15 protein-coding genes are annotated in these 22,071 nt (G+C 58.8%); 7 read left to right on the top strand and 8 right to left on the bottom strand.

Annotated elements, in window-relative coordinates; genetic code table 11:
• Positions 1 to 440: 440 nt before the first annotated feature.
• Positions 441 to 3,266 carry an aminotransferase class I/II-fold pyridoxal phosphate-dependent enzyme gene (locus HD598_RS10235; protein WP_183665671.1) on the top strand — a complete coding sequence of 942 codons (2,826 nt, stop codon included), beginning with the start codon at positions 441 to 443 and terminating at the stop codon, positions 3,264 to 3,266.
• Between the two features lie 124 nt (positions 3,267 to 3,390).
• Here HD598_RS10235 and HD598_RS10230 read toward each other — a convergent pair whose 3' ends face one another.
• Together HD598_RS10230 and HD598_RS10225 are read right to left on the bottom strand one after the other, a co-directional pair.
• Entirely contained in the window at positions 3,391 to 5,493 is a 2,103-nt protein-coding gene (locus tag HD598_RS10230) for a PhoX family protein (RefSeq protein WP_183665669.1), read from the bottom strand.
• Between the two features lie 92 nt (positions 5,494 to 5,585).
• The gene (locus HD598_RS10225; RefSeq protein WP_183665667.1) at positions 5,586 to 6,581 is read right to left on the bottom strand and encodes an o-succinylbenzoate synthase; all 996 of its coding nucleotides are present in this window, start codon (positions 6,579 to 6,581) and stop codon (positions 5,586 to 5,588) included.
• 112 nt (positions 6,582 to 6,693) lie between these two features.
• Here HD598_RS10225 and HD598_RS10220 point away from each other — a divergent pair, with 112 nt between their 5' ends.
• Entirely contained in the window at positions 6,694 to 7,881 is a 1,188-nt protein-coding gene (locus HD598_RS10220) for a phosphatase PAP2 family protein (protein WP_183665665.1), read from the top strand.
• Positions 7,882 to 7,902: 21 nt separating this feature from the next.
• Here the strand turns inward: HD598_RS10220 and HD598_RS10215 are convergent, their stop codons facing one another.
• Together HD598_RS10215 and HD598_RS10210 are read right to left on the bottom strand one after the other, a co-directional pair.
• Positions 7,903 to 9,141, bottom strand: coding sequence for an MFS transporter (locus HD598_RS10215; protein WP_260170726.1), 1,239 nt, complete (start codon positions 9,139 to 9,141; stop codon positions 7,903 to 7,905).
• Positions 9,142 to 9,210: 69 nt separating this feature from the next.
• On the bottom strand, positions 9,211 to 10,098 hold the full coding sequence (locus HD598_RS10210) for an MBL fold metallo-hydrolase (RefSeq protein WP_183665662.1): 888 nt from the start codon (positions 10,096 to 10,098) through the stop codon (positions 9,211 to 9,213).
• 78 nt (positions 10,099 to 10,176) lie between these two features.
• Between HD598_RS10210 and HD598_RS10205 the strand changes: the two genes are divergently transcribed.
• The 4 genes from HD598_RS10205 (at position 10,177) to HD598_RS10190 (ending at position 15,565) form a co-directional block, all read left to right on the top strand.
• On the top strand, positions 10,177 to 12,432 hold the full coding sequence (locus HD598_RS10205) for a S9 family peptidase (protein WP_183665660.1): 2,256 nt from the start codon (positions 10,177 to 10,179) through the stop codon (positions 12,430 to 12,432).
• Positions 12,429 to 13,148, top strand: a complete 720-nt coding sequence (locus tag HD598_RS10200; RefSeq protein ID WP_071894886.1) for a nicotinamide mononucleotide transporter — start codon at positions 12,429 to 12,431, stop codon at positions 13,146 to 13,148. The genes HD598_RS10205 and HD598_RS10200 overlap by 4 nt, the downstream gene beginning before the upstream one ends.
• 125 nt (positions 13,149 to 13,273) lie before the next feature.
• The gene (locus HD598_RS10195; protein ID WP_409366185.1) at positions 13,274 to 14,932 is read left to right on the top strand and encodes a thiamine pyrophosphate-dependent enzyme; all 1,659 of its coding nucleotides are present in this window, start codon (positions 13,274 to 13,276) and stop codon (positions 14,930 to 14,932) included.
• Between the two features lie 141 nt (positions 14,933 to 15,073).
• On the top strand, positions 15,074 to 15,565 hold the full coding sequence (locus HD598_RS10190) for an SRPBCC family protein (protein WP_183665656.1): 492 nt from the start codon (positions 15,074 to 15,076) through the stop codon (positions 15,563 to 15,565).
• 165 nt (positions 15,566 to 15,730) lie between these two features.
• Here HD598_RS10190 and HD598_RS10185 read toward each other — a convergent pair whose 3' ends face one another.
• Positions 15,731 to 16,486: a hypothetical protein gene (locus tag HD598_RS10185; RefSeq protein WP_183665654.1), complete on the bottom strand. Its 756-nt coding sequence runs from the start codon at positions 16,484 to 16,486 to the stop codon at positions 15,731 to 15,733.
• Positions 16,487 to 16,841: 355 nt separating this feature from the next.
• Between HD598_RS10185 and HD598_RS10180 the strand changes: the two genes are divergently transcribed.
• Positions 16,842 to 17,672: an SGNH/GDSL hydrolase family protein gene (locus tag HD598_RS10180; protein WP_183665652.1), complete on the top strand. Its 831-nt coding sequence runs from the start codon at positions 16,842 to 16,844 to the stop codon at positions 17,670 to 17,672.
• Positions 17,673 to 17,971: 299 nt separating this feature from the next.
• On the opposite strand, the gene HD598_RS10175 is transcribed toward HD598_RS10180, so the two are convergent.
• The 3 genes from HD598_RS10175 to HD598_RS10165 all read right to left on the bottom strand — a co-directional run bounded on the left by HD598_RS10175 (position 17,972) and on the right by HD598_RS10165 (position 22,064).
• Complete coding sequence (locus tag HD598_RS10175) at positions 17,972 to 19,300, bottom strand: HNH endonuclease signature motif containing protein (RefSeq protein WP_183665649.1); 1,329 nt, start codon at positions 19,298 to 19,300, stop codon at positions 17,972 to 17,974.
• A gap of 473 nt (positions 19,301 to 19,773) precedes the next feature.
• On the bottom strand, positions 19,774 to 20,526 hold the full coding sequence (locus HD598_RS10170) for an amino acid ABC transporter ATP-binding protein (RefSeq protein WP_071894880.1): 753 nt from the start codon (positions 20,524 to 20,526) through the stop codon (positions 19,774 to 19,776).
• On the bottom strand, positions 20,523 to 22,064 hold the full coding sequence (locus tag HD598_RS10165; RefSeq protein ID WP_260170536.1) for an amino acid ABC transporter substrate-binding protein/permease: 1,542 nt from the start codon (positions 22,062 to 22,064) through the stop codon (positions 20,523 to 20,525). Before HD598_RS10165 ends, HD598_RS10170 begins: the two co-directional genes overlap by 4 nt.
• Positions 22,065 to 22,071: the final 7 nt, after the last annotated feature.

Raw genomic sequence — 22,071 nt, 5'->3', positions numbered from 1 at the left:
CTGGGCCTGACGTCGCGTCCAGTTTTCCTTTCATGTAGCGCAGTCTTCCGTCATCCCTATTGACTTTGATAGTTCATACGCGAAACTAGAGAAAAGGCGTGCCAATTCGGCTAATTCCTTTAGCTTTCGACCATGTTTCACCAAGACATGACCTCGAAAGCTACTGCACCGTCTAGCCCGATTCCGGCGATTGAAGGAATGGAGGAACGTGACACTGATGTCCTTGTTCTTCCCATTCATACTTCACACCGAGCGCGCGAGAATCGAATCCCACCCGCGATTCGATCAGCGACGCTTCCACCCCATCCCAAGTCCTCGGAACCTCCTGAATTCTTGGACCCCCTTTACTCACGTGGACCTCTTTAGCGGCTTCTTCGCGAAGAGTCACAGCCCCGCACTTCTACTCCACTCTCCACCTGCGCCCTGTTAAGGATCTCGACATGCAACACCACGCTCGGACAACACCCGAGGACCGCACTGTTACTTCCGCATCCGAAAACGATGCCACGAAGGTCAGTTTGGAGCCGGATCCCGGGATGTCTTCGAGCACGTGGAGGATGCGCTCCGACGCGTGGGAGTACTTGCTGTTCGCCATCAAGCGTCTAGTCACCAGCCATGACCCCGAATCAACCTACGTAGCGGACACCGAGCTGCACCGATCCCTCCGGTCCCTCGAGACCATCGAAATGTATTGGGCGGGCGGCGGAACCGAATACGTACAGAGCATTCGTCGACTGCTGGAAGCTGGCGAATACAAGGCGGCCCTGGATCGTGTGGCACGCGTCGTGACTCGCCAACGCGGCGACCAACCCACCACCAACGAAACTTTTGAAGACGCCGCCGATGAGTCAGAGCGCCTCATGACCTCTGACGACGGCGACCCACGTCCACGATTCGAAGTCTTGGTCATCGATGAAATGTCTCCGGATGAAATCGAAAGCGTGATCAAGAGCGTGCACCGCATGCGGTCAGCCGCGGACGCATTCATCTACGAGTTCGTGATTGTTCCCTCCGCCGAGGATGCGATCGCCGCCATTCTCACAAACCCGAACATCTTGGCTTGCGTGGTGCGTCCGGGCTTTAGCGACAAGACCCGCTTGCCGCTCAGCAAGGATCTTCAGGACACCATTGCTCTCGCAAGCGAATCCGTGACGTCGTGGACGCCACCGCGCAGCAAGCTCGCCCACATTCAGCGCGTGGTGGGGCTTGCAGACACACTGGCTTCGTTGCGTCCTGAACTGGACTTGTACTTGATGGCAGGTGCTCACATTGAGGACCTGGCACGCTTCTTGACGCGACGATTCCGCCGCGTGTTCCGCCGCGAAGACCGCTTGGAACTGCACTTGTCCTTGCTGCGGCGCGTGTCCCACCTCTACGACACCCCGTTCTTCACGGCAATTCAGGATCACGCTCGACGCCCCGTGGGTGTCTTCCACGCGTTGCCGATTGCGCGTGGCGGCTCCGTGATCGCCTCGAAGTGGATTCGCGACCTAGCCGATTTCTATGGGCTGAACCTGTTGCTGGCCGAAACCTCTGCCACCTCCGGCGGACTGGACTCCTTGCTTGCCCCGGTGGGCACGTTGAAGAAGGCTCAGGATCTTGCCGCACGCGCGTACGGCGCGAAACACACGTTCTTTGTCACGAACGGAACCTCCACCGCCAACAAGATTGTTCACCAGGCACTCACGGGACCTGGCGACATTGTGATGGTGGATAGGAACTGCCATAAATCTCACCACCACGCGTTCGTGCTGACCGGGGCGAAGCCTGCGTACCTCGAGGCGTATCCGCTGGACGAGTTCGCTTTCTACGGCGCCGTGCCGCTGAGCCGTATCAAGGAGATGCTGCTCAAGTACCGTGCGGCCGGCCGGTTGGACGAAGTTCGCATGATCACCCTCACCAACTGCACGTTCGATGGCATCGTGTACGACCCAGAACGCGTCATGGCTGAATGCTTGGCCATCAAGCCCGACTTGGTGTTTTTGTGGGATGAGGCGTGGTTCGCTTTCGCCACGTTCCACCCCGTCACTCGTCGTCGCACGGCGATGGCGGCCGCGAAGTCACTTGAAGGGAAGCTGGCGTCCAACGAGCTCGAAAGCGCCTACGCGGAGCAGCAGAAGATCCTGTTCAACGAGGACGGCACTCCAGCTTCAGACGAGGTGTGGCTCAAGGAAAAGCTCATCCCGGCACCGGACTCCAAGATCCGCGTCTATGCCACCCAGTCCACACACAAGACGCTGACGGCACTGCGTCAGGGCTCGATGATTCACGTGTACGACTCCGAGTGGAAGTACGAAGCCGAGGACGCGTTCCACGAGGCGTACATGACTCACACGTCCACCTCGCCGAACTACCAGATTCTGGCGTCGTTGGACATTGGACGCCGCCAAGTGGAGCTCGAGGGCTTCGCTTTGGTGCAGCGTCAGCTGGATCTTGCGACGAGCCTGACACATTCGATTGCGCGCCACCCGTTGCTCCGCCGCACGTTCCGTGTGCTGACAGCTAACGAGTTGATTTCCAAGGAGCTTCGCGGATCTGGCCGTCCGCTTCCCCACCGCGATGGACTCTCCGCTATGTGGAAAGCTTGGGAGAACGACGAGTTCGTGGTTGACCCCAGCCGCATCACCATCGAGATCAGCCGCACCGGTATCGATGGCGACACGTTCAAGCACGACTACCTGATGGACCGCTACGGCATCCAGATCAACAAGACCAGCCGGAACACCGTGCTGTTCATGACGAACATCGGCACTTCGCGAAGCGCCATCGCCTACTTGCTTGAGGTTCTGGTCAAGGTGGCCGAGCGCATCGACGAGCACTATCAGGGCTCCAACATTCCGGCAGGCGGCGTGGACCAGGACTTGCCGCCATTGCCGGACTTCAGCGAGTTTGCTGCCGAGTTCAGCGAGGATCGGTCTTTGCCGGACGGTGACATGCGCACCGCTTTCTTCCGCGGCCAGAAGCGCTCCGAGGTGGACTACGTGAACCCTGCTGAGCTAGCGGAACGCGTGGCGAAGGGCGAGCAACCGGTCTCGGCAGGCTTCGTGACGCCGTACCCACCAGGCTTCCCGGTACTGGTGCCAGGTCAGGTCATCACGGCTGAGGTCTTGAACTTCATGGCCGTGCTGGACACCCGTGAGATCCACGGTTTCGATTCCGTCCGAGGGTACCGAATCTTCAAAGACAACACCGCTTCGGATGATCCGAAGGCCCTGAAAGCAGGGACGACCGAGGACCACCCGAAGCTTCCTCGCCGGAAGAAGTAGTACAGAAGGACGTAAAGAAGGTTGCAAAGAGAGAAGTGTGGCGGTGGTCCCCCTGAGAACCACCGCCACACTTCTTTGTTCACATCAGCTCGCTAGGCGAACCTAGCGAGCCAACGCGCGTTTGCTACTTGTTGCCCTTGCCGTTGTTGGCACCAGCTGGCGAGTACACCTGTACAACAGATGGACGTGGGCCGGAGAACTGGCCCTTCTTAGCCAGTGCTGGGGTTGCAACGTAGTCAGGGAAGTAGGAGTTCGGAGCCGCGAAGGTTCCGCCTTCACCTGGGTGCTGCACGTTGATGAACACCGAGTTGTCACGGTCGTGGATGAGTGGACCACAAGTCTCTGCGCCGACTGGAACAGCAAGGAACTGCTCCACCTTGCCGCGCTCAGCACCGGTCAAGGTTACCTTGTGCAAAGCGTCGGAGTAGCCGATGGTGCCTGGCTGGCCGTCGGTCGAGATCCACAAGGTGCCCTTGGAGTCGAACGCGATGTTGTCTGGGCAAGAGATCGGCGATACCTTCTCCGCTGGGTAGCCAGCGAAGTAGAGTTCCGAAGCTGGCTTTGCAGGATCGCCGCAGAGCAACAAGATGCTCCAGTTGAACGTCAGCGCGGTGGCTTCGTTCTTGGTCTCGGTGAGCTCGATGACGTGGCCGTCGCGGTTAGCCGTTGCGCTGGTGAGGCCTGCGCGTGGGTTAGCCTCGTCAGCGCCAGCCTTCTTGCCAATCTTGCCGCGGTCGGTGTTGTTGGTCAGTGCGATGTAGAGCTTGCCGGTAACCGGGCTAGGCTCGACGTCTTCTGGGCGGTCCATCTTCGTTGCGCCCATCTTGTCAGCTGCCAAGCGGGTGTAGACGAGAACTTCTTCGATGCTCATGCCTGGAACCATGGACTTGCCGTCCTTGGTCAGTGCAATCCACTTGCCGGAGCCGTCGAAGGCGCCATCGGAAGGAAGCTTGCCGGAGCCATCGATCTCAGATACTGGGGAATCGCCCGTGAACTGAGCAACGAACAAGTCACCCTCGGAGAGAAGCTTCTTATTGGCTTCGCGATCCTTGGAGATCTTGTTCTTGGAGATGAACTTGTACACGTAGTCGAAACGCTCGTCGTCGCCGGAGTATGCAACAACGCGGCCGTCAGCGGCGACGCGGATGTTGGCACCTTCGTGCTTGAAGCGGCCGAGTGCGGTGTGCTTTACCGGGGTGGAGGTTGGATCCTGTGGATCGATCTCAACAACCCAGCCGAAGCGGTTGACTTCGTTCTCGTAGCCAGCGTTCTGAGCGGAGAAACGTGGGTCCGTGAGTTCCCAGCCGCGCTCGGTGGGGCCGGAGCCGATTCCGTAGCGGGCGTCGGTTGCGGAACCTGTTCCCTGGAAGTACTGGTTGAAGTTCTCTTCGCCGGAAAGCACGGTGCCCCAAGGGGTGGTGCCACCTGCACAGTTGTTGAAGGTACCCAAGGCGAGCTTGCCCGTAGGGTCAGCAACGGTCTTCAAGAGGGCAGAACCTGCAGCCGGGCCGTCGATGGCGAACGGCGTAGTTCCGGTGATGCGGCGGTTGCGAGCGCCACCCTTGATGTAGTTCCAAGGCTCTCCGGCCTTGTCGCGGCGAACTTCCACGATGCCCATACCGTGAGCTTGGATGGCGATGCGGCGAACTTCGTCCGCGTTTTCAGCAGCCCACGCTGCATCAAACATCATTTCTTCGTTGGTGTATTCGTGGTTAGCAACCAAGACACCGCGGCGGGAGTTACCCTGATCGGCGATGATGTTCAGGTAGTCAGCGTTGTAACCGAACTGCTTTGCCTGGGCCTTTGCGGACTGGTTGAAAGCGTCAAATTCTGGAGCATCGTTGAAGATTGGATCGCCCCAGCGGATGATGACGTGGGAATCGTAGCCGGCAGGAACCGTCACGCCGTCAACGGTGCGTGGGACAGGCGCGATGGCCTTGAAGTTAAGCTTTCCGCCGCCCTTGCCGTGTCCGCCGAAGTCAGCAGCTGCCTGTGGAGCGTTAGCGAGGGATGCGCCTACAACAACAGCGCCAGCGGCTACGCCACCGAGGCCAAGAGCTGCACGACGGGTCAGTGCTGCATCAGCAATGTCGCGGAAGTAGTTGTTCGTCGAGGTGTTGCATACGTCTTTGGCGCAAGCGTTGCCGCACTTGTAGTGGCAGGTTGCGGCGGAACGGTTGCCGCGGGTGTGGCCGAACATTGGCAAAAGGTTGAGCGGAGTGCCCATGGTGATTTCCTCCAGAAAATGGGTAGAAGAACTACATTCATGAGCTTGTCACTACAATTTTAAGTTTCGGGTGTTTTCAAGTGAACAATTATTTAGCTGTTGTTCACCAACACTTCATGTACGGCCCTGATTCGTTCTACCCATGCACTACGACGCTCCTCGCTAGCGGCCAAAACACGCAATTTTCCCTGATCAGGTTCTATTTTTCGCACGTCAAGCGCCCCTGAGCGTGGTAGGAGGGGGTGAGCTGCGACGTCGTCCGTCATGAGCGACCCCGTCCCCAACCCGCACGCAAACGGAAGTTCCGGTAAAGCGGCTGCGAGCGCAACTCCAGCCGAAAGTCCCACCGAGGTGTCCAGCGCGCTCGAAATTACCGCCGGCATGCCCGCTTCACGCACAATCCGCAGCGCGTTTCGCACTCCCCCGAGCGGCGCGGCCTTGATCACCAAGAGATCCGCGGCGCCCGCTCGCGCCACTTCAAGCGGGTCGGTAGCCTTCCGCACAGATTCGTCGGCGGCGATCAACGTGGGATTCCCCGCGGCCCGCAACTGCGAGCGCAACCAGGCGAGGCCCTCAATTCCGGCGACGGGCTGCTCCGCATATTGGAGGTTGTATTCGGCTAGCCGCTGCAGCGCGTCGAACGCTTCCGGCACACTCCACCCGGCGTTTGCGTCGATGCGCAACGCTGCCTCCGGCAAATACTTACGCACTTCGGCCACGCGGGCGAGGTCGTTCTCAAGACTCTGTCCGTGCTCGGCGACCTTGATTTTGACGGTGTGGTGCGCATCGAAATTTTCTAGAACCCGTACGACGTCGCTGCTCGGCACCGCGGGCACCGTTGCGTTGACGGGGACGTGCGATCGCAACGGTTCAGGAAAGCCCTCCCACGCTGCTTCGATTCCGCTCGCGAGCCAGGCCGATGCCTCTTGCGGCCCGTATTCAAGGAAGGGCGAAAACTCGCCCCACCCGTAGGGTCCTTCAAAGAGTGCGGCTTCGCGGTGCATGATGCCGCGGAACGTCACGCGCATAGGAATGGACACCACGTGAAGGTTGTCCAAAAGGTCGCTGAGGGTGGGGAAGACGGTCACCTACTCAGGGTACCGAGAGACCTCGCTGTTGCGGTGCGGTGGATACACGAACACAACGCAAAGCTATGTCGTTGCAAGGAAGTCCACAGCTTAGCCTGACACCATTCTTAGTATGACCCAGCAGAATCTCTTGGAATCCCGTGACAAGCGGGGAGCACCGCATCTGTTCGTGAGCACTGCTCGCGTGATGCCTCGTTGGGTTGCTGCAGTTCTTGGGATGGCCGTCTCCGTGGCGCTGTTCGGGCTCGCGTTTTGGTACTTCGTGCTCACGCCGAACGGGCAGTTCGCCGACGAGGCAGCGTTCGCTGGTGCTCAGCAGTATCTTGGCGACGGCACCGAATACAGCTCGGCACTTCGTCGCTTCCTTGGCTACTTACCAGAACTTGCTGGCGGTATCGGCGCTCTTGCCTTGATCATCACCGCAATTGCGAGACGTTCCCTCGTGGCTCCGCTGATCGCGGCAGCCGGTTGGGCTGGGGCAACCTTGAGCACTCAGGTTCTCAAGCACTCGATCTTGAACCGCCCGGACTTCAACATCTCCGACGCTACCGTGAACTCCTTCCCTTCCGGTCACACCACTTTTGCGACGGCCGCAATGATCGCGGTCCTCGTGGTGGCGGCTCCCCGCTGGCGTCCACTTCTTGCCTTGTTCGGCGGTCTTTTCGCTCTCCTGACGGGCGTCTCGACGGTGGCTTTGGGATGGCACCGCCCCAGCGACATTGTTGGCGCCTTCTTGGTCTGTGCGTTCTGGGGATTCCTGAGCGGCGTCCTGGTTCTGTCCACGGGAAAGAGCTGGAACGCACGAAGCACCAACGAACGCTTCTTTTCCCGCTTCCATATTGGACGGTTCGGCTTGTGGCCGCTGTTGCTCTGGATGCCAGCACTCTTGAGCGGAGTAGCGTCGGTCATCATCTTCTTCTTCGCCACCCAAACCGCGCTGGCGAAAGAACTCTTGAGCGCCAACTCGTGGCTGTTCCTCTCCGGAACGCTGTTCATCAGCTCCGCGGCGCTGTTCTTGTTCGGGATCTTCAACAAGTTCTTGTCCCCGCTCCGTTTGCGGACCGTGGCGCAGCAGCCCGAAAGTTTTGATCAGGTAGCACCGGCAGCAGTGCAATTTCCCACGACTACCCAGATGCCAGCTGCTCACACCGCTCCCCTTCAGACCTCGCCCGGTCAGTCGTACCCGGGTCAGACAAACCCCGGCCAAGCACACCCCGGATACGCAACGCCGGACCAGCGCGTGCCTGCTGGAAGTGGGAGCAATTCGGGGAACCGAGCTACGTCGTCGTACGAGTTGTAATTCGTACGAAAGCCAGAACGCTCAGGCTTGCCGCGGCGTGCGGGGAATGAAAATTCCCAGAATCAGCGCGCCCAGGAAGGCAGCGGCGCTGACTACCCAGATGCCGGACGCAAGGCTCGCCGTCGCGGTGACGGTGGAGAGGATGAGCGGCATCGCCATGATGCCCGTATCCGAGCCGAGCCGCCACAGCCCCAAGAACTGCGGTCGAGTGGCGGCGGGCGCGTAGTCGGCGCCCAGCGTCATCACGATTCCCGAGCCCAGACCGTTGCCGAAACCCAGCAGCATCGCCACGATCGCGAGGCTCACCACGCCATCAGTGAACGGCAAGAACACGAGCGCAACGCCCATAAGCGCCATGCTCGGAACCGCCACAAACACGCGGCCACGCTGATCCATGAGCTTGCCCGCGGGGTAAAACACGAACACCTCAATCAGCCCGGACAGCCCATAAATGAGGGCTGCGACGGACGGCTCCAAACCTATTGCGTCCGCCCACAGCGGGACCACTGCGACGCGGGCGGCTCGGACTCCTGAAATAAGCACGACGCCGATGCCCACCGTCCCGAAGACCCTTGCGTGCCGCTTCGCTACAGCACGCACCGAGGTTCCGCGAGGTAGCGGGGAGAGCGGCTCCTTTGCTACGTGACGGGTATGCGAACCTTGCGAGGGTTGCGACGACGGTGAGTCTTTCGAAGACGGTGAGTCTTTCGAAGATGATGCCCCGCTGTCGGGAAGCGGCGTATCGCGCTCGTGGGTGAGCAGTTCCGGGATCCACCAGCACACCACGAGGGCGACGAGCATCGAGATGAGACCCACCCAATAGGCGCCGTCGAGCCCTAACGGAATCATGACGCCCGCCGCGGCGAACGGACCGATGAGCGAACCGATGCGCAACGTCCCGCCGAGCGTGGACATCGCTCGTGCGCGCTGAGCGGGGGCGATGACTTCGGCGAGGTAGCTTTGGCGCGCCAAATTGAAGGCCGCGCCGGCCATGCCCACAAAGAAGATACCGACCGCGAGCAAGGGCAAATGCTCCGACCACAGCGCCACGCCCATTCCGATCGCAGCCCACGCAGCAGCCCCAATCATGGTGGTGCGCTCGCCAAAGCGTGAGGTCAGAAGGGACGCGGGCACGTTCATGCACAGCGATCCCAGACCGATGATGGTGATCATCGCCGCCGCCAGTCCGGTGGAAGCGCCCAAAGAAAGTGCCGTCAAGGACACGATGGGCGAAACGGCCCCCAACCCTACCGAGTACAGCAGGGATGGCGCGTAGATCTTGACGGCACTTTTGAGCCACGAAGACTCAGCGGGTTCGGTGATAAGTGATCAGTCCTCGGTAGCGCGGGTGGCCGACTTCTTGAGGCGCTGAATCAAGTGACGGGACTGCAACGGCCCGTAAGGAAGAACCGGGATGGCCTTCGTGTAGTCCGCGGAAGCTTCGTGAATTGCGGCCTCGGACACGCGAATACCCTGGCGCAACTTGTGGAACTGCATGCGCACAAAGTCCATGTCCACCGGCTGGCCGTGGCCTGGAATCACTACCGGGTAGAGCTCGTCGATGGCGATAATCTTGCCCAGAACGCGCTGCCAGTCGTGCGGGTAGGAATCCTCGAAGGACGGGTGTCCGCCTTCTTCGACGATGTCACCGGCGAACAGGATGCCGTCCACGCCAACCAACATGTCGCCGCGAGAGTGCGCCTTTCCCAAGTAGAAGAACGTCACCGTCACGCCACCCAAATCAAGGTCAACCGGTGCTTCTTCGAGGAGTCGGTTCGGGAAGTCGAGCTCGGTATCGAGTCCTTCAGCGAGTTCCATTTCTGGTTCTACGCCGCGCACGAACTTGCGCTGAAGCAGTCCGGTTTCCAGCAGGTCCTTGACCACGGAGTGGTGGGCCCAAATATCCATGACACCGAGGTGGTTACGGAAGTACGCGTTACCGAAGACGTGGTCAAAGTGTGCGTGCGTGTTTGCCACGGTGATGGGCAGGTCCGTGATTGCTCGGACGGCGTCTGCAAGCTCCTTCGCTTGGCGAGGTCCCCCACCGGTGTCAATCACGAGTGCCTTTTCCGAACCAACAACCAGTCCAGTGTTAGCACCCCACTCCGCGCTGGAACGAACATAGGTGTGGTCATTGAGTTGAATCCACCCAGAAACTACTGGGTACTTCGGTTGCGAAGAACTTGTGATGTTCTCTGCAGGATTGGACGTGGTCACGTCGAGTGCCTTTCAGTCATGCGTGGGGGCTCAAGCTTTGATTAGGTTCAAAAATACCCTTAGCTGAGAATGGAACGTATGAATGAGTCAGATTCTGTTCCTGTAAAGCCGCCGGTTGCCCGCAAAGAACCAACGTATCGCACGCATCACGGCGACACGTTCGTGGATGACTACGAATGGTTGCGTAACAAGGAATCCGCTGAGGTTCTCGAGCATCTTGCCGCCGAGAACAAGCACGTCAGGGAACTGACTCAGCACCAGCAGCCCACGCGCGACGCTATTTTCCAGGAGATCAAACAGCGCACGCAGGAGACGGACAAGTCCGTTCCGAGCCGTATTGGTGACTGGTGGTACTTCACTCGCACCTCCGAGGGTCAGCAGTACGCGAAATACTGCCGCGTCCCCGCGCAGAACACTGGCGACGAGCACGCCGATTGGACCCCTCCGGAGATCCCCACCGACGCCGTGCTCGATGGCGAAGTGGTGCTGCTCGACGGCAACAAGGAAAAGGAAGGCCAACCCTTCTTCTCGCTCGGCGCGATGGCTTTCGCCGAGGATGGCTCGCTCTTTGCGTACGCGGTGGATAACGCGGGCGATGAGCGCTTTACGGTGCGCTTCATGGATCCAGTAACGCTGAGCCATTACGACGACGTCATCCCCGGCGCGTTTTACGACCTTGCGTTGGCGCCAGCTAACGATCGCGTCTTTTACACCGTGGTTGATGACACGTGGCGCCCCTTCCAGATTCGTCAGCACGTGCTTGGCACCCCTGTGGAGCAGGACACCGTGGTGTTCGAGGAGAACGACGCCAGCATGTGGCTGGGCTTCGACCTCAGCGCCGACCGCACGGAGATGGTGATTCAGGCCGGTAACTCCGAATACGCCGAGACCTGGGTGATGGATCTTGTAGATCCCGGCGCACAGCCTCGCTTGCTTGTGAGCCGCGACGAGCGCGTATTGCACGGGATTGATCCAGTACAGATTGGCGATCAGCGCTACTACTTGCTGGTACACAATCGGCAAGCACCCAACAACGAGTTGGCGATTGCCGCCGCGAGTGAGTTTGAGAAGCCGTACGCGGATCAGCAGTGGCTGACACTCATCAAGCACCGCGAGACCGTCAAGCTCTCCGGTTCCGCAGTGAACCGCCGGTACCTCATTCTTTCCTTGCGAGAAAACACCACCGAGCGCGTGCAGTTCCTCTCGCTCGCTCACGTGGCGGAGTTCATCGCAAGCAACGCCACCGCCTCAGCTGACAGCGCCACCGCGCCCGCCCCGGCTGACAGCGCTGAACCGCTGAATACAGCAGCAGACAGCGCTGACTTGAGCGGCGTCGTCGTACAGCCTCAGTTTGACGAGGAACTGTGCAGCGTCTGGTTCTCAGATGCGCCTTACGATTCCCCGTTCGTGCGCTTGAGCTACACCTCTTTCTTCACTCCCGCGCAGATCTTTGATTTCGATGCCTCCCAGCAACAGCTCGAGCTCCGCAAGGAGACCGTGGTGCCCGGTGGCTACGACTCCTCGCAGTACGTGGCAACCCGCGAATGGGCTGACGCTGCGGACGGAACCAAGATCCCGCTGTCCGTACTTCGCCGCGCAGATGTCACCGCCGACGGCACGAATCCCACGCTGGTCTACGGCTACGGATCGTACGAGGCGTCCATGGATCCACAGTTCACGGTGCCTCGGTTGAGCGTGCTGGATCGTGGCGTGGTCTTTGTGATCGCGCATATTCGCGGTGGCGGCGAACTGGGCCGCAGCTGGTATGAGCAAGGCAAGAAGCTTCAGAAGAAGAACACGTTCACCGACTTTGTGGACGCCACGCGTTGGCTGATTGCTCATGGGTGGGCTGATCCGAAGCGGGTAGCGGCAATGGGGGGTTCGGCTGGCGGCCTCCTCATTGGTGCCGTCGCAAACTTGGCGCCTGAGCTTTACAAGGTGATCGTGGCGCAGGTTCCGTTCGTGGACGCGCTGACCACCATCTTGGATCCAGAGCTGCCACTCTCGGCACTCGAATGGGAGGAATGGGGCAACCCCATTACCGACCCCGAGGTCTACGCATACATGAAGTCTTATACCCCGTATGAGAACATTCGGGCTGTTGAATACCCTCGGATCGCAGCGGTGACGTCTTTGAATGACACTCGCGTGCTGTACGTGGAACCTGCAAAGTGGGTTGCCAAGCTTCGCGAAGTTACCACCGGTTCTGAACCGATCTTCTTGAAGACGGAGATTGATGGCGGCCACGGCGGCGCGTCCGGACGGTATGAAAAGTGGAAAGACATCGCGTGGGATTACGCGTTCATTCTTGATGGATTGGAAGTATCGCAGTGACTGAAATTATCCAGAACCTCACCAATCAGGAGGCTGGATCTGAGACCGCAACCATCGTGATGCTCAATGCCCTGGCTTATGTGCTGATGGCTGTGGGGGCTTGGTTGTTGGGCCGACGGAACGACCTTGGCTGGTGGGCTTACATGCTGGGCGTGTTCGCGGGGCCGATCGTCACTGCTTTGTTGTACGGCTACGAAGGGTTGCTTTCGGCGATCCCTGCCATGCTGATCGGTGTTTTTGGGCTGTGGAAGTGGTCCAAATCTGCGATGGTGGGACGTTTCGGTAGAGCCGTTCCCACACGCGCTTTGAAGGTTCGTAGCGTCGTCACGTTTGTAATCTTGGTCATAGTCCTGACCGCCTTGAACCTTGGCCCCATGCTGACTTCCGGATTCGCGTTCTCCTCCGGAGCCGAGATCATCCTGATCAATATGGCGCTCATGGGCATCATCACCGCGAGCTTTGCCGGAATCGCTTTCGGCCAGCGGTGGTCATTCATTGCGTTGGCTCTTGCCGCGGCGGGCGTTGTGGCGCTTGTTGTGGCGAACGATCCTGCCCTTGCCACCCTCGGCGCCTACGTATTTTTGGCGCTGGGTGCAATTGTTGGCTGGTTCTCGTGGCGTACTACTGAACCTATTGCAGTACCGAACGCTGAACCCACCGCTGGGCGTGCAGCCTCAGAAACGGCTACTGAAGAAGTCACCGATTCCAAGAATTAGTCGAAACATTTCCGTCCCACTGTGCGGTCACACCTTGTGGTGTCGTACATTGTGGCGAAGAATTCGATGAATTTCTAGACCGTCGATGGTTTCCCTCGATCTTTTCAATGTTGAAAGGCACTACTTTGTCCGATAATTCGACGCCGAGTCCCGCACGTAAGTCCGCCGGGCATGTCATTGTTGACTCCCTTGTTGCTCACGGTGTGAATCGGACCTATGTTGTTCCAGGCGAGTCCTACCTCGATGTGCTTGACGGTTTGTACAAGTCTGAGATCGAAACCGTTGTCTGCCGCCACGAGGGTGGAGCCGCTTACATGGCTGAAGCCGACGGCAAGATGGACTCGGTTCCTGGCATTGCCATGGTGACTCGCGGCCCGGGTGCGGCTAACGCTCACGTCGGCTTGCACACCGCTTGGCAGGACTCCACTCCTATGGTTCTCTTTGTGGGTCTGATTCCGTTTGAGCACCGCGACCGCGAAGCGTTCCAGGAGTTCGATCCCAAGTCGTGGTTCGCCTCTGGCGCTAAGCGCGTCATGACGCTTGATCACGCAGAGCGCGCTTCGGAGATCGTGGCTGAGGCCATGTTTGCCGCTGTTTCTGGCCGTCCGGGCCCCGTCGTCATCGGCTTGCCTGAGGACATCATCAAGCAGGAAATCGACGCTACGTTGCACCCGGTCATCCCGGTTGGCGTGGGCGGCATGACTGTTGAGGACTGGAAGGCCCTCGAGTCTGCACTTCAGGAATCTGAGAAGCCACTCTTCGTCTTCGGCGGCAACGACTGGACGCACCAGGGTGCTGAGCTGTTCACGAAGTGGCTCGAAGATCACCACATCCCGGCAGCTGCTGAGTGGCGTTGCGAAGGCACCGTGCCGTTCACGTCGCCGTCGTACGTCGGCCCCATCGGCTATGGCCGTCCGAAGCCAACCTACGATTTGCTCGACGAAACCGACCTCTTGGTCTTCGTGGGCACCGTCCCCGGCGACGTCATCACCGATGGTTTCACGGCTCGTCAGAACTGGGATCAGAAGAACTTCATCGTCACGATCGATCCTTCCTTGCGTGGTCGTTCCGGCCCCGTGACTCACCAGATCGTTGCCAAGCCGGATGTCTTTGTCCGCGACTTGGTCCGCATCGCGCTTCCTGCCAAGGATTCGTGGAAGGCGTGGACCAAGCAGATGCGCGAAGAGCAAGAGAAGTTCGCTGCTCTGCCAACCACCAACAACGGTGACGGTCAGGCGCAGATGGACACCCTCATGGCCACGATGGTTCCGCAGCTTCCCGAAGATGCGATGGTTACCTTCGGCGCTGGCGAGCACACCAACTGGGCTCACCGCTACTTCCCCACGAACTCCTACGCGTCCATGATCTCGGCTCGCAATGGTTCCATGGGTTATTCGATCCCATCTGCCGTTGCAGCGTCCTTGAAGTACCCTGGCCGCCGCGTGGTCACGATCGCTGGTGACGGCGAATTCTTGATGAACGGTCAGGAGCTCGCCACGGCTACCCAGTACGGTGCCACCCCGCTGGTCATCGTGATGGACAACCAGGAATACGGCACCATCCGCACGCACCAGGAGCGCGATTACCCGGAGCGCATCTCCGGTACGCAGCTCGAGAATCCTGATTTCGCTTTGTTGGCAAAGGCTTACGGCGGATTTGGCGTTCGTGTTGAGAAGGATTCTGAGATCCCTGCGGCTCTCGAGGCCGCGTACAAGGCGATCGACGAAGAGAAGAAGTTTGCGCTCATCCACTTGATCGTGGAGCAGCGCCGCAAGGCATACTAGGCCGATCGTTCGGATCTGCCAAGGGTTCGGCTGTTGCCTTAAGCTTCACGCTGATTGAGCACCAAAAAGGGAGCGTCTTTCGGGGCGTTCCCTTTACGTTTAAGGAGTCAGCGAAGATTTCGGAATATTCAGGAGGCAAGAATGTCCAATTCTCACGCACATCAGGCAGCGACGGAGCACAAGCTCACGGTCAGCCGCACCATCGAGGCTCCGGTCCGCGATATTTTCAATATCCTCACTCTTCCCGCAAACCATCCCAAGTTTGATGGATCAGGATTCGTCCGCTCCGCGCTCAACACCGAGCGCATCAAGGAAGTTGGCGACGTCTTCACCATGAACATGGAGGGCGAGCACATGGGTGGCGAGTACCAGATGGAAAACCACGTCGTCGCATTCGCCGAGAACAAGCTCGTTGGGTGGCAGCCTGCCGCCCCTAAGTCCGAACCGAAGGGTTGGGAGTGGGTTTACGAGCTCACCTCCGTGGACGCCGACACCACCGAAGTCACCTTGACCTACGACTGGAGCAAGGTCACGGACAAGGAACTCCTCAAGAAGGTGTCATTCCCGCTCGTGAAGGAAGACTCTCTCGAGCAGTCTTTGCAGTTGCTCTCTGAGGTCTCCACCGCCAGCTAGCAGCCTCCACCGCTAGCCTGGCTCCTTCAGCTAGAAGGACGACCTATTCAGTACGACGGCGCAGCTCGCCTTTCGTGACCACCCCGCCTCGGGTGCGGCCACCGTGAGGCGAGCTACGTCGTCGCTATTTAAGTCACTATTTAGGATCCGATGCGATTTGACTCGCTAGATCCGTTCGATCTTCTCCACAGTGAAGAGTGGGACGGTGGCGCTTCCGCCGATCGAAGTGTCGTACGTGTAGGCCATCAGCACGGTGGCTGTAATCCGCACTTCGTCGTCCTGCAGGACGTCATCAAGCTCAGGGCAGTCTGACTCAAGATCGCCGGCCACGAACATGGAGTTGTGCTCATAGTCCCAGTCGTACCGCATGTTCGTATGGCCGATGTCGGCTCGGAATGTACACTCGCCGGTTGCCGCGTCGAACTGCGACACGGTTCCGTACACCACAACCGTTTCGGTGATGTGATCATCCGGGCTCTTGACGATTCGTTGCAACTCGCGGGCGCTCAGCTCTGGGGCGTCCGCTACTTTCTTCTTGCGCGCAGCTGCAGCCTCTTTCTCAGCCTGCGCAGACTCGCTAGCAGCGGCTTCAGCCTCACGGCTAGCTTCCGCTTCTGCTTCTGCTTCGGCCGCGGCTTCAGACGATGCTGCCGCCTCTGATTTCGCAGCTTCTACTTCGCGCTCAGCTGCTTCTGCTTCTTCGTAAGCCGCCGCCTCAGCAGCAGACTCGCTAGCTGCGGACTCGCTCGCCGCGCTCTCGGATGCAGCGCTTTCAGAGGCAGCACTTTCTGACGCGGCCGAAGAAGCGCCACTCGCACAACCGGTAGCCAACATAACCACCGCTGCGGTGACTGCCACCGTCCGTAGACCATTTCTAATTCCAGCATTGACCTGCTGGGACAGGTGAGTGAAGGGAAGCATCACACCATGCCTTTCTATGACGCTGGCGCCCCCGTCCTCAGGCCGAGAATGACCACCTCGCGTTCATACAAAGAACGGTACGAACGACGTATGACAGTTAGAACCGACCGGCTGTTCCTCCCCCGCGAACCACGACAAAGTTCCTGCATTTGAGCGCTGATTTTCTGGTATCGATTTCATATTCTTCTTTCTAGTTTTCCCTCTATCTAACGCGCTCTCAGAAGCCTATGATTCAGGTACTGGAGCCATCTGACTTTAGATCTCAGCGTGGAGATCTCGAACCGATACGAGTCGCACACACTCGATGGTGATGGGGTTTTTCTCGAGTCCTCTGCGCCTGTTGGAAGGTTTTCTCATGGCAAGGAACGTCACTCGAAGGGTGGGTAGTTTCGTAGCAGCCGTTGCATTAGCAGCCGCCGCTTTCGGACCCACAGCGAATGCAGCAGAGCGCAACATCGATTACGTGAATTTGGGCGATTCATATTCCGCGGGTTTTGGAACCGGCGGCATCGCCAGCACTGGTGGATGTTTTCAGGGAAGCGGAGCTGACCACGTCTCAAAGCTCGACGCCAAGAAGGGGGTGGACCTCAAACTCGATCTAGCATGCGGAGGATTCACAACCTCGGACATTGCTTTCTACTCTCAAGTCGTCGCAGCCGGAGCGCTCAGCCAGGCAGAGGTTGTCACAATCACCCTTGGCGGCAACGACCTGCCGTGGAAGGAACTCGTGCAAGCGTGTGCCATGGGATCTCCTGAACAATGCGCATGGGCATTTGGATCAGCTCAGACGGCACTTGGCAGTGTGGGAGCTAATGTCTACAGCACGTTGAGCACTATCCGTAGCCTCACCAATGCGAGGATCGTGGTTCTTGGCTATCCGCAACTCTTCGATGGCGTCTACCCGAACCCCTATCTGTCGCCCGGCCAGATTGCCGGAATGCGGCAACTTACAACTGGTCTAAACGCCCAGATCGCTGGTGCAACCGCACCCATCACCAATGCATCTTTTGTTGATGTCAATTCCTGGTTCGGTGGTCATGGTGTGGACTCCCCGGATCCGTGGATCTACTTCAATCCCACGAATCTCGATGATCCGAACAACCTGCACCCAACATCCGAGGGTTACCTGAACGCCTACTACCCGGCAACCATGAGCGCCATCAGTTTTGGCTTGCTTGGTCGCTAAATCTCGCACTGACGACTAGCTAGTCTCGAATAGCTGTCGTCGTCTGGTCCGGCGTTGTTGCTTAACGCCGGACCGTTTCTATGTGGTTGTCAGGGCACGCCCGTCGTGCTCACCAGTGGTGTCTAGTGGCGTGACGGGGTGTCACGATCAGGCTGACCCAAACCTCGGATCACCTGAAGCTTTTCGAAACGGACTCGAACCAATCCCACGAACCAACCAGGAAGCATCGGGCGCCCCTTAAGACACTTCCGTAGTGTGGGCACGCGCGCTTCATCAAGGCGCGGGCGTCTTGGCTGGTGTTAGGGTGTGAGGCCGTGGCGGAAGTAGTGGTTTCGTAACGGGATCTGGTTGGGGTCGACGGCTTTCGGGGGAACCCAGTACGGGACCCCGGAACTAATGTTGATTCGCCAGTCGGTTTCGTGCACGAGTTGGTGATGGTAGTGACAGACCAGTGCCCCGTTATCAATCGTGGTCGGACCGCCTTGGGACCATTCCTTCACATGATGGGCTTCGCACCCATCCGCCGGAACCGTGCACCCCGGGGCAGTGCACCCGAGATCTCTCGCGTACAAGATCTTTCGTTGTTCTTGAGTGAACAACCGTTGCGGCTCCCCCACATCCAACACCCTGCCCTCACCATTCAACACAACCGGCAGGATCTGCGCATCACACGCGATCTTACGGATCATGCTCGGATCTACCGGGCCTAGCTGGGCTGAATGCGATAAATACTTCTCATCAGCTGCCACCCGACCCTGCAACGTCTCCAAATCGATCGCGACCATCACCTGCGGCCGTAACCCACCGTTGACTGGTAGCTTCTTAGACTCCAACCCAGCCCGCACACTACGCACCAAACCGTCGGCAAGCTTTTGCGCGCGAGTACGCGAATCCTTCAACACCACCGGCACCTCATGAACGTCACCATTCGCATCAAGGCACGATCCTGCAGCTTCCACCTCATTGGCATCACTGGTGCTGGCATCAGTGCTGGCGGTGGTTTTGACGCGGGGGTTGGCTTCGAAGGTGGAACCAGCTGCGATGACGGCCCATTGTTCGTCGTCGAAATAGAACTCCCCATGATTCAAACCGTATTTACGTCCGAGCAAGTGCAAGCCCTGGAACTGACGCTTGAGCTCATCAGTCGCGGTGACATTGTTGGTGTTGAGTCGGTTCAACCAGTTCTTCGCCACCGTTGACACCAACGGGCACCCACCGGTGCGGTTAGCCCCCACCAGGGCCGCTTCCATCCCCTCCCGCGTCGCATCAGCATCCACACCTTCAGTAGCACTGGCGATGGTTTCGGCTTTACTGATCTCCCGGACCATCGTGGAAGCGGCAAGCAACGACATGTTCCCGTTCATGAACACATCAGCCACCAACGGCAATTTCGCGCCTAAGGATTCCCCGTACTCGTCGAGTCGGTCTCGTAAGCCTTCGGCCACGCTAAGACGGCGCCGAATCTCGGCCTTAGACACACCCAAATGGGCGGCGAGTTCTTCTTCCGGGTTCTTAGACCGCAACCGGTTCCCGGACCCAGTAGCAGCTTCCCGTGTAGCAGCATCAACAAACGCCTCCGCAGCCCGAACCTGCCCGCGGGCGATCTGGTGTGAAAGTTGTTCGATCAAACCCGCGCATTCTTTCCACGCACCCCGAGACATCGACGCCCCCATCAACGAATCCATCGCCGACGAAACAGCCTCGTGGATCAACCGAAACCGGTCAACCCCACCCCCAGCAGGCACAGCAACACGAGGCATAGCAGCACCGCTCGCGGCAAGCGAAGAAGCACCAGTTGGTGCAGTGCTAGTAGTTGGGTAAGTGGGTTGAATTTCTAGTGCGGTAGTCATGCGTTCAGGCCCCCAGCCTTCGAAATTTCGAACACTTTTATTCTACCGAAGAAACATTCGAAACACCACCCCCGCAACACCCCTGTGCACAACAATCACCTGTGCGTGAAACACACCAGAAAACCCCCGCAAACGAGCGCAGAAAACAAATACGACGCCGCACCCCGCCTCCCATAACTACCTCAAGAAAACCGGGGGCAAGAAACAGAAAGCGAGCTGCGACGTCGTACTAGAAATACTGAAGTGAGAACCTACAGAACCTTAGACAAGAAGTCCTGCAAGCGCGGCGCCTTCGGGTTGCCGAAAAGCTCGGCGGGGGCACCTTCCTCGGTGACCACACCGTCGGACATGAAGATCACGCGGTCAGAAACTTCGCGCGCGAAGCCCATCTCGTGCGTCACGAGGACCATGGTCATGCCCTCCTTCGTGAGGTCGCGAATTACCTGAAGCACTTCGCCCACCATCTCAGGGTCCAAAGCGGAAGTCGCCTCGTCAAAGAGCATGATGCCTGGATTCATCGCCAGCGCACGCGCAATAGCCACACGCTGCTTCTGACCACCGGACAAAGAAACCGGACGAGCATCCGCCTTCTCCTTCAGCCCCACCCGGTCCAACAAGGAAATAGCCTGCGCACGAGCTTCCTCCCGCGCAACCCCCTTGACCTCCATGGGAGCCAACATGATGTTCTCCGCCACCGTCATGTGCGGGAAGAGGTTGAAGTGCTGGAACACCATGCCAATGGAGCGTCGGACCTCGTTGATATCCACTTTGGGATCGGTGAGATCGCGCCCGTCAACAATCACATGCCCGGAGGTAATGTCCTCGAGCTTGTTCAAGCAGCGCAACACCGTGGACTTACCGGAACCGGAAGGCCCAATGATCGAGACCACTTCGCCCTCGCCCACGGTCAGGTTGATGCCTTTGAGAACCTCATTGGTGCCGAAGGACTTACGAAGGTCCTTCACCACAATTTTGTCTTTGAGTGCCACCGTTTCAGTGCTCATCGGTTGTACTTCCTATCTGCATAATTCGCGAGTTTCGTCAGCAAGAAGATCGCGATGAAGTAGATCACGGCCACAATGATCAGAACTTCAGTCACGCGGAAGTTCGCCGCGTAGATCTGCTGCGCCTGGTACAAGAGCTCAACGAAGCCGATAGCCAGCAACAGCGAGGAGTCCTTCAGCATGATGATGAGCTGGTTGATCAAGCTCGGAGTCATGATCTTGAACGCTTGCGGAACCACTACGCGCTGCATGGACTTGCCGTAGCCAAGACCCAAGGATCGTGCAGCTTCAAGCTGTCCCGGATCCACGGATTGGATACCACCGCGCACAATTTCGGCCACATACGCACCCGAGTTCAGCGCCAACGTCAGAACGCCGGCCACCCAGATGCTCACGGGCTGACCCGTGATCTGCGGGATGCCGAAGTAGAAGAAGAACGCCCACACCAGCAGCGGGGTACCGCGGAAGATGTTCACGAACGTGGTGGCGATGCCGCGGAGCACAATGTTCTGCGAGATCTTCATGAAGCCGAAGATCAAACCAAGAATCATCGCGAAGATAAAGGAGATACCCGTGACAAGAAGAGTATTTCCGAGGCCCTTCATCAGGGCCGGCAAGGACTGACCCAAGAGGTCAAAGAAGCTGCCACCGGAGGTGTTCTTCGGCTCAGCAAGGTATTTGTCCAACAGCGCCTGGTAGGAGCCGTCTGCCTTCATCTTGGCGAGGCCATCGTTGAAGGCGGCCAAGAGTTCAGGGTTCTGACCCTTGTTCACTGCGAAGCCGTAGGAGCCGCCCGGAACTTTGTCCGTCACGGTCTTCAGGCCGTTGCCCTGCGCAATGCCGTAGGCGAGCACTGGGTAGTCATCGAATACGGCTACCGCGTTTCCGGACTTCACGGATTCGTACATGGTGGCGGACTGGTCCAGGGACTGGACCGTGAAGCCGTACTGTTCCGCGATGGACTTTGCGTAGGTTTCACCTTCGGAGCCGGTCTTGGCGACAACCGTCTTGCCCTTGAGAGACTCGTACCCGGTGATTTCGGTGTCGTTCTGGGCGATTGCCATTTGGACGCCGGATTCGAAGTACGGCTCTGAGAAGTCGTAGATCTTCTTGCGCTCGTCCGTGATGGACATACCGGCGATCACGCCGTCGACCTGGTTTGAGCTCAAAGCTTGGAGTGCAGCGTTGAATCCGAGGGAGCGGATCTCTACCGTGAAGCCCTGATCTTCGGCGATGGCACGGATCAAGTCCATGTCAATGCCGGTCATTTCGCCGGAGGAATCCCGGAATTCGAAGGGCGCGAACGTGGTGTCCGTACCAATAACGTAGTTCTTACCGTCTGCGGAGGCTACTACGACGGCGGCAGGTGCCGCGTTCGAAGTCCCTGCCCTGACAGATGTGGTGGCTGGTGCGAGAGGGGCGGCCATGGCGCCTGTGCTGCCGAACAGCACCGCGAAAACGGCGAACAACGAAGCAATGACAGCTCCGATTCGCGTTCGCGGATTGACGCCGAGGAGCCCTCGTTGAAGTGCAATCATAATCCCC

The sequence above is a fragment of the Neomicrococcus aestuarii genome (genome assembly GCF_014201135.1).
Lineage (GTDB): Bacteria > Actinomycetota > Actinomycetes > Actinomycetales > Micrococcaceae > Neomicrococcus > Neomicrococcus aestuarii.
Note: the sequence above shows the minus strand (reverse complement) of the source record. Positions and strands in the feature narration are given on the sequence as shown.

Bases quoted from the DNA above. Each gene is read 5' to 3' on its own strand.
- HD598_RS10235 (WP_183665671.1), top strand. From the start codon at position 441: ATGCAACACCACGCTCGGACAACACCCGAGGACCGCACTGTTACTTCC.
- HD598_RS10230 (WP_183665669.1), bottom strand. From the start codon at position 5,493: ATGGGCACTCCGCTCAACCTTTTGCCAATGTTCGGCCACACCCGCGGC.
- HD598_RS10220 (WP_183665665.1), top strand. From the start codon at position 6,694: ATGACCCAGCAGAATCTCTTGGAATCCCGTGACAAGCGGGGAGCACCG.
- HD598_RS10205 (WP_183665660.1), top strand. From the start codon at position 10,177: ATGAATGAGTCAGATTCTGTTCCTGTAAAGCCGCCGGTTGCCCGCAAA.
- HD598_RS10190 (WP_183665656.1), top strand. From the start codon at position 15,074: ATGTCCAATTCTCACGCACATCAGGCAGCGACGGAGCACAAGCTCACG.
- HD598_RS10185 (WP_183665654.1), bottom strand. From the start codon at position 16,486: ATGCTTCCCTTCACTCACCTGTCCCAGCAGGTCAATGCTGGAATTAGA.
- HD598_RS10180 (WP_183665652.1), top strand. From the start codon at position 16,842: ATGGCAAGGAACGTCACTCGAAGGGTGGGTAGTTTCGTAGCAGCCGTT.
- HD598_RS10170 (WP_071894880.1), bottom strand. From the start codon at position 20,526: ATGAGCACTGAAACGGTGGCACTCAAAGACAAAATTGTGGTGAAGGAC.
- HD598_RS10165 (WP_260170536.1), bottom strand. From the start codon at position 22,064: ATGATTGCACTTCAACGAGGGCTCCTCGGCGTCAATCCGCGAACGCGA.